The organism is Streptomyces flavovariabilis, from assembly GCF_000725785.1.
GTDB classification, from domain to species: Bacteria; Actinomycetota; Actinomycetes; order Streptomycetales; family Streptomycetaceae; genus Streptomyces; species Streptomyces hawaiiensis.
In genome coordinates, this window is record NZ_JNXD01000050.1 from 1 (window position 1) to 7,718 (window position 7,718).

Annotated in this window: 9 protein-coding genes and 1 pseudogene; 4 read left to right on the forward strand and 6 right to left on the reverse strand. The window is 67.9% G+C overall.

All coding sequences use genetic code 11. The features are described from left to right. The first annotated feature begins 247 nt into the window (after window positions 1-247). Both IO24_RS44995 and IO24_RS45880 read left to right on the forward strand, forming a co-directional pair. Window positions 248-460, forward strand: coding sequence for a hypothetical protein (locus IO24_RS44995; RefSeq protein ID WP_107063125.1), 213 nt, complete (start codon window positions 248-250; stop codon window positions 458-460). 498 nt (window positions 461-958) lie between these two features. Then, a complete protein-coding gene (locus tag IO24_RS45880; protein WP_031144628.1) occupies window positions 959-1,222 on the forward strand; it encodes a DUF6207 family protein in 264 nt (87 codons plus the stop codon). Window position 1,223: 1 nt separating this feature from the next. Here IO24_RS45880 and IO24_RS0139510 read toward each other — a convergent pair whose 3' ends face one another. From IO24_RS0139510 to IO24_RS0139520, 3 genes are all read right to left on the reverse strand, one after another. Next, window positions 1,224-1,472 (reverse strand): hypothetical protein, encoded by a 249-nt coding sequence (locus IO24_RS0139510; RefSeq protein ID WP_234335434.1) that lies wholly within the window; start codon window positions 1,470-1,472, stop codon window positions 1,224-1,226. Between the two features lie 371 nt (window positions 1,473-1,843). Next, window positions 1,844-2,659 (reverse strand): NAD(P)H-dependent oxidoreductase, encoded by an 816-nt coding sequence (locus IO24_RS0139515; protein WP_045297425.1) that lies wholly within the window; start codon window positions 2,657-2,659, stop codon window positions 1,844-1,846. Beyond that, window positions 2,656-3,483, reverse strand: a complete 828-nt coding sequence (locus tag IO24_RS0139520; protein ID WP_031144635.1) for an EamA family transporter — start codon at window positions 3,481-3,483, stop codon at window positions 2,656-2,658. The genes IO24_RS0139515 and IO24_RS0139520 overlap by 4 nt, the downstream gene beginning before the upstream one ends. 168 nt (window positions 3,484-3,651) lie before the next feature. On the opposite strand from IO24_RS0139520, the gene IO24_RS0139525 reads away from it, so the two are divergent. Next, window positions 3,652-4,557, forward strand: a complete 906-nt coding sequence (locus IO24_RS0139525) for a LysR family transcriptional regulator (protein ID WP_031144637.1) — start codon at window positions 3,652-3,654, stop codon at window positions 4,555-4,557. A 309-nt stretch (window positions 4,558-4,866) separates the two neighbouring features. Here IO24_RS0139525 and IO24_RS0139530 read toward each other — a convergent pair whose 3' ends face one another. Further along, window positions 4,867-5,754, reverse strand: coding sequence for an SDR family oxidoreductase (locus tag IO24_RS0139530; protein WP_031144640.1), 888 nt, complete (start codon window positions 5,752-5,754; stop codon window positions 4,867-4,869). A 37-nt stretch (window positions 5,755-5,791) separates the two neighbouring features. Between IO24_RS0139530 and IO24_RS0139535 the strand changes: the two genes are divergently transcribed. Then, the gene (locus IO24_RS0139535) at window positions 5,792-6,358 is read left to right on the forward strand and encodes a TetR/AcrR family transcriptional regulator (RefSeq protein ID WP_031144642.1); all 567 of its coding nucleotides are present in this window, start codon (window positions 5,792-5,794) and stop codon (window positions 6,356-6,358) included. 72 nt (window positions 6,359-6,430) lie between these two features. On the opposite strand, the gene istB is transcribed toward IO24_RS0139535, so the two are convergent. Then, window positions 6,431-7,228, reverse strand: coding sequence for an IS21-like element helper ATPase IstB (istB, locus tag IO24_RS0139540; RefSeq protein ID WP_031144645.1), 798 nt, complete (start codon window positions 7,226-7,228; stop codon window positions 6,431-6,433). Then, window positions 7,225-7,718: pseudogene (locus IO24_RS0139545) on the reverse strand (IS21 family transposase); the annotation flags it as partial. The pseudogene IO24_RS0139545 and the gene istB, both read right to left, overlap by 4 nt.

Below are 7,718 nucleotides of genomic sequence, written 5' to 3' on the forward strand. Positions count from 1 at the left end.
AGGGCAACGGCGTTCACCAGGCCATGCTCGGCATCGCCCGGCTACACAACCTGGCCCTCGCCCGATAACCCACGCCCCATACGGGACAACCTCTAGGCGTTGCCTGCCCCAGAACGTCAAAGCTTTGCCGATCAGATCCTTGGCGGCGTCTCCGTAACAGGCGGCGCCGCCAAGGGGGTTGAACAGGGTTCTGCGAGCCCATCCCGTGCACGCCGACCGCCGTTGACTCCAACTCGTCCTGGACGTCTTGGCCACGCCCGCCTCCACGACCGACCAGGACGCCGCCCGCCCACTGCTGCCCGCAGGGAAAGAGCGTTTTCGGCGCCCTTGCCCGCATCGGGCCGACGGCGACTACACCGGCCACCTCATCGACTGGGCGGCCCAGCATCTGGGGCTGATTGTGGAGGTCGTCCGCCGCAGCGACGACGCCCACGGCTTCCAAATCCTGCCACGCCGCTGAGTTGTCGAGCGGACCTCGCCTGGTTCCTGCGCAGCCGGCGCCTGGTTGGTGACTATGAACGACGCACCGACACCAGCGAGAGCGTCATCCTATGGTCGATGACCATGCTCATGAGCCGCCGCCTGGCCGCCTGCGACCTCTCGGCTTGGGGTCGGTAGTGGTGAGAGTCGGTGGTGCTGGTCTGGTGGGTTGCTGTGTCAGCGCTGGTCAGTGAGGTGTTGGGGCGGGATCGGCACTGTCATGAGGTGAGAGATTGGGGGTGGGTGTTGCTGTCGTGGGGCTTTATCTCATGGCAGCTGATGCTGTCTCGGGTTCGTGAGTTCTGGTGTCTCCCTCCTGACGGAGCTCGGGCAGTCGGCCCCGGGGCCGGGTGCTGTATGACCCGCGCCCTGGCGACCCGTCCCGCTGGGACTGGGGCGGCGACGGTCCCTGACGGCCCGCCACTCGGTCGGGTGAAGACACGGCAGCGGCGGAACTTACCCAGGGACGCCGGGCGTAGTGCCGTACACGGACCCGATCCACGAGACGCATGTGAGCGAGCCGGGCCTGCTCGTCGTCGACGTCGCGGCAGCCGACGACGCCACCGCGCTCGCCTTCCAGCAGCTGCTCGCCGACCGGTGGGCGACGGCCACAGCGGAGCAGACGACGCGGGACGCCGGTCAGCCCGGCGTACGGCTGCGCTGCTACCTGGACCTGCGCCAGGAGCTCACCGCGGCCGCCGTGGTCGGCCCGACCATGGAGCCGACCATGGCCCGGTCCTGACTCATGACAAGGTGCCGCCTTCGCCGAACAGCGGCACCTCCTGGACGTCGACGTCCGCGCGGATGCGATGGGGGCGGGCTGGGTGCCGCCACCGTCCGGCGCTGTCGCGGGCGACGTCGACGTCGATTTCCATCACGACATCTGGCCGCACCAGGACGGCATCGAGGGTGCGCTGCGTTCCCCACCCTGCCGAGAACGTCCAGCCCGTCCATGGATGCGCGCCGCGCGGCGGGGCCAGATGGTCGGCCACAGCGCGGCCGACCTCCCGGGACAAGGTGGTGCTGCGGCCGACGTACTGCAGGCGGCCCGCCGGATCGTAGCGGCCCAGCAGCAGCGTGCGGGGCGCGGTGAGCGACCCGGAAGATTCTTGCCGAGCCGCAAGGAAGCGCTGGCGACCCGATGTCGATGGTCACGAACCAGTAACGCTTGATCCCGCCGAATGAGCCTCCGCCGTCCCTGCCGTCCTGGCTGCCGTGGCGGCAGCGCCCCTTCCTCGACGCCGGCACCCTCTGCTGCAGGTTCCGCTCCGCCCTCCCCCCCGGCGGCGGTGGTCTGTGACCGCTGCGCGATCCGGCCACGGGCGAGGATGACGATGACGGCGTCGAGGAGTGACGGTGCAGGTCACCGGTCCTGGGCGGGGTTGCGGTGCATGAGGCCGGAGTGACCGGTGGCCGCTTCCGCGTGGGTCTGGCCGGCGCGGGTGTTCCACTGGAAGCCGCTGCGGGCTTCGACGGTGGGCAGGAGCCGCTGGTCGGGTCCGTAGTCCTCGCGGGGGTGCATGAAGAGGGGGGCGGTGGTCTCGATGGTGCGCAGACGCTCGGCGTAGGCGTCGAGACACTCTTTGCGTTCCTGCTCGGTGGCCAGGCGGGGTGCGAAGGTGGTGAAAGGGGGCAGGGGTGTGAAGCCCATGTAGTGGAAGATTCCGTTGTTGACCGGCCAGAGCAGATGCAGGATGTCGCCTTCGATGCCGTCGGGGGCGTAGGTGTCGGCGGAGGTTCCGGTGGTGCAGCAGGCCATGGCCTTGCGGCCGAGGAAGACGCCTCTGGCGTGTTTGCGTCCGCCGCCGTAGGCGAAGCCGCGGGCCATGACGCGCTCGACCCAGCCCTTGAGGATGGCGGGCATGGAGAACCACCAGATCGGGAACTGGAAGATCATCAGGTCGCACCACTCCACCTTGGCCTGCTCGGTGGCCACGTCGGGCGGGAAGGTGCCGGTCTCGTGCTGGTGCTCCTGTTCGATGTCGATCTGGAGCCGGTCGGGGTCCTTGCGGGCCGCGGTGAAGTCGTCGGCGTCCGGGATCGCCTTGAAGCCCATCGCGTACAGGTCGCTGACCTTCACCTCGTGCCCTTGTGCGGTGAGGGTGGCCACGGCCGTGTCCTTCAGGGCGGCGTTGAAGGAAGCGGGCTCGGGGTGGGCGTGGACGATAAGGACCTTCACGTCGTACTCCGGTGGGTGGTGGGACGGTGTGCGGTGGAGACGGCGACGGTGTTCGCGCCGACGATCATGGCAATGGCGAGCCAGGCGAGGGCATCGAGCTGCTGTCCGAGGAGGGTGAGGCCGGCCAGGGCTGCGAAGACCGGGTTCACGCTCATGAACACGCCGAAGAAGTGTGCCGGGATGCGGCGCAGCGCCAGCAGATCGGCCAGGAACGGCACCGCGGAGGAGAGCACCCCGGCGGCCAGCGCACAACCCAGCGCCGTGGCCGTGGGCGGGTGGTGCCACAGCACCCACACGCCGACGGGCAGGTAGAGGGCGCCAGAGACGGCCGCCGCGGCGGCCGAGCCTTCCAGGCCGGGCAGGCGGGCCCCGACGGTTCGGTTGAGCAGGATGTAGCAGGCCCAGCATGCCGCGGCCAGCAGAGCCAGGCTGATGCCCAGATAGTCGGTGGAGGGTGTGGGGCGCGTGAGGACCACGACCGCTGCGGCAGCCGCCACCGCGGCGACCAGGTCGACACGGCGCCGGGAGCCGGCCAGGGCCACGGCCAGCGGGCCGAGGAACTCCAGCGTGACGGCCAGCCCGAGCCCGATCCGCTCGATCGCCGCGTACAGGGACAGGTTCATCGCCGCGAACACCAGCGCCAGGCCCAGCACGGGACGCCACTGCGCCGTGGTGAAGTGCCGCAGCCGGGGTCGGCCGACCGCCCCGAGCACCACGGCCGCCACCCACTGGCGCACCGCCACCACCCCGACCGGCCCGAGCACCGGGAACGCCAGCGCCGCGATCGAGGCCCCCGTCTGGTTGGACAGGCCGCTGACCAGCATCAGCGCCACCCCGGCCCCGCGCCCCGTCCCCCGGGCAGAGGCGGCCCCGTCAGCTGCGGTGCCCCGGGGCGATGCGACGGGGGAGGAATCGAGCTTCATGGCCTCCACGATGAGCGCACCATCGGTATACGCAAAATGCATCCACACACTCAGCTATACGCTGGATGCATGGACGAGACGCGGAACGGGGCGGCTGCGCTGGAGCTGAAGCACCTGCGGTGCCTGGTAGCCATCGTCGACACCGGCAGCTTCACGGACGCCGGCATCGAGCTGGGCATTTCCCAGGCCGCCGTCTCCCGGAACTTGCTCGCCCTCGAAAAGATCCTCGGGGTGCGGCTGCTGCACCGCACCAGCCGCACGGTCACTCCCACCACCGCGGGCGTACAGGCTCTTGCCCGCGCCCGCTCGCTGCTGTCCGGCGCCGAGGAACTCGTCGCCGAAGCCTCCACGGGCCACAGCCGCCTGCATATCGGCCACGCATGGTCCGCGTTCGGCCGCCACACCACCGAATTCCAGCGCCGCTGGCACCAAAGCCACCCCGAGACCGAACTCCGGCTCATCCGCCACAACTCCTCTACCGGCGGGCTCGCCGAGGGCCTCTGCGACCTCGCGGTCATCCGCGCCCCTCTCGACCTCAAGCCCTGGTCACACGCCCTCGTCGGCCACGAACACCGGTACGTGGCTCTCGCCTCCGACGACCCCTGGGCCCGCCGCCGCAGTATCCGCATGGGCGAGATCCCCGGCCGCACCCTCGCCATCGACCGCAGAACCGGCACCACCACCCTGGACCTGTGGCCCGAAGACGAACGGCCCGCCGTCGAGTACACCCACGACATCGACGACTGGCTCGCCGCCATCGCCACCGGCCGCTGCGTCGGCATCACCCCCCAGGCCACCGCAGCCCAATACCGGCGCGACGGCATCACCTACCGTCCATTGCGCGACACCGAACCCGTCCCCGTCCACTTCATCTGGCGCAGGCAGGACCCCCACCCCGCCACCCACGCCGCCGTCGCTCTCGCCATCGACCTCTACCAAAGGAACCGCCGCGTCCCGGCCAACTCGGATAGATGACCGTTTCTGGGAATCGCATGGTTGGTTTTGTACGTCGGAGCCAGCAACGATTGTCGACGGTTTCGGGTAGCATTTCGCGATCAAACAGTCCGGAAATGTCGATGAGAACTGGCAACGGTCCCGGGGTGCTGACCGCTCCTGAACCCGCCCGCTCTGAAGTCGTGATCCACCCCGCTATGACCGGCCTGATGGCCCGCCGCCTAACCGGCGAAGCCACCATCTCGTGGCGCGACGCGGATAACCATGACCAATTACGGGATGAATCATCGGGAGGAAGCGACCTCTGAGAGTGCTTGCCCCTGCCATCGCTCAAATGAAGTCGGAGGCGTGACCGTGCGCCCAGTGGCGGAAGGTGCGAGCTGGAGCTCCCGTTATCTGGTCGAGTGTGAGGTAGGCATCGTCGTCCGGGGCCCTCGTGTCATGGGGTTCATCTGTGATGCCTTCGACGCCGTCGTAGCTTTCGAAGCCGAACAGGAAGTCTGAGTTCGCGGCCGCGAAGCCCCCTTGGGCTCGGTAGAAGCCGCGGGCTTGTTCGGCGGAGACCTCATCGAGCGTGATCTGTTCTCCGATCGCTTCTGCGATCACTGCAACCTGTTCGCGTTTGGTGAGACTTTCCGGTCCAATGATCGTGTCGATCCGTCCGAGGCGGTGTGGGTCGAGCAGGTTGGCCAGGACGACGTCGACAACGTCGGCCTCATGGATGGGATGCCCGATCTGATCAGGAAAGGGCTCCACAGCTCGGCGATTTGCCTTGATCGCCGGTCCCCATATGAGGAGTGAGTTTGTCGCGAACTCACCGGGACGCACGATGCTCCAATCCAGTCCTGAGTCCATGACGGCCTGCTCGACGACGGCGTTGTACGTGGTGTCGTAGCCGGCTGTTACGGCGGCGGAGGAGACCACGACCACGTGCTCGACGCCCGCCTGCTTTGCGCGAGAAACGACCGCCTCAACGGTCTCAGGGACCGCGATCAGGACGAGTTGCGCGGCACCGTCGAATGCGTGCCTCAGTGTGGACGGGTCGTCCAGGTCGCCGAAGACCACGTCCGCACCATCCGGGAGTGAGGCACGTTGCGGGTGTCGCGACATTCCACGCACTGTGTGACCGGCATCAAGCAGCCCTGCGACGACCAGGCGGCCGATCATCCCAGTGGCCCCGGTTACAAGAATGGGAGGGATCTTCTTTAAATGAGACATAGCTTCTCACTATAAGACGTCGACGTATCATGATGCAATGGACCTCTCCCGTCAACGTGCACGGACCCGTCAGGCGATCCTCGACGCCGCAGCAGCGCAGTGGTCTTGCGATCCCACCGTCGGCCTTGGCGACATTGCCGCCGCCGCCGGCGTGGGGCGAGCAACCATTCACCGGTACTTCTCCGACCGTCAGGTCCTTCACGCAGCGCTCATCACCGACTCGTGGATGACGCTACGAGCGGCGATCGAGCATGCCGGCCCCGCCACGGACTCGGCGCTCGAGGTGATCCAACGGATCATCACCGCGATGGTGCACGCTGGTGATCGGATGAGCTTCTTGTTCACCACCACCGAAGGCACGCCTTCTGAGGCGGACGCCGGTATCGCACGAGACGTCGACGAGCTGATCCTCGCCGAGATCGAACGAGGCCAGCGTGAAGGTGCACTCGACTCGGCAGTTCCCGCGAGGTGGATAGAGTTGATGATCTGGAGCACCGTTTACACGGGCCTGCGAGCCGCCGCCGACGGACTCGTACCACGGCACGGCGTGGACGAACTGATACGCCGAACTCTTCACCGAGCAGTAAGCGAGCAGCCCAAGTAGCGGCCCGGACCAACCAGCGTGACTAGCTCGCACCAACTCGGGGATGGCAACCGCGGGCGCCAGCAGGAGTGATCAGGTAGTGGCGGTGTCCTGTCCCTGTGCCGCCCGAGTGCTGGCGAGCCGGTAGGAGTCGGTGCCGGTTTCGATGATGTTGCCGCCGAAGGTGAGCCGATCGACGATGGCCGCGCAGAGCCGCGGATCGGTGAACGTTTTGGTCCAGCCACCGAACGACTCGTTGGAGGCTATGGCGACGCTGTTCTTCTCCTCGCGTTCGGTCAGCACCTGGAACAGCAGCTCAGCGCCCCTGCGGTCCAGCTCCATATAGCCCAGCTCATCGATGCACAAAAGATCGACGCGCCCGTAGCGGGCGATGGTCTTGGTCAGGATCTTCTCGTCCGCGGCCTCGACCAGCTCGTTGACCAGCTTGGTGGCCAGTGTGTAGCGGACCCGGAAGCCAGCCATGGCGGCCTCGGTCCCGAGTGCGATCAGCAGGTGGGACTTGCCGGTTCCGGAGTCGCCGATCAGGCAGAGCGGCAGTCCTTTCTTGACCCATTCGCAGGTGGCCAGGGTGTGGATGACGGCTGGGTCGATGCTCGGGTTGGCGTCGAAGTCGAAGGCCCTGATCGACTTCTCTCGCGGGAACTGCGCCGCCTTGATGCGTCGTTCGGAGCGGCGGCGGGCCCGGTCGTCGCATTCGGCCATCAGCAGTTCGGCGAGGAAGCCGCGATAGGACATCTGGTCGCGGGCGGCGGCTTCGGCCAGTTCGGGGAACTGGGCCCGGATGGTGGGCAGCCTCAGCATGCGGCATGCCTGGTCGACGGCGGCGGTGGCGGCCTGTTCGGTCAGCCCGCGGTGTCGTTTGAGTGTCAGGGCATCTCTTTCTGGAGGGCGGGGCGGTCGGCCGACTGCCGTGCTCGCAGCAGCTGGTCGTCGGCCGCGACCGAGGGAGGCGGCCGTGTGTCGGGCGGCAGCTGGGCCAGCCGCCGTTCGGTCAGCGAGGTCACGTTCGTCCGTTCCGGCTCCGCACGGACAGCCGGAGCCGCGACCTCGTCGGCTTCGGCCGCCTTCCGTGCCTCCAGGGCGACGGCGTCCGCGGTCAGGGCGCCGGCCCTGAGCGCGGAGGCAAGTCCGGCGACAAGGTGTTCGTGGGAAACGTGGCGGCCCATCAGCAGGACTTCGATCAGGGCCCGGGTGCCGTCCCGCTCGCCGTGGGTAGTCTTCGCCGCCTGCCACCACGCGTCATGGACGGGCGTGAACTTCTCTGCGTAACGGGCCTGTTCAAGGGCGGTGGCCCCGGGAAACGCACCGGGCTTGCGGACCAGCGCCTCCAGGTAGTGGTCCAGATCAAGCCGGGTCTTCC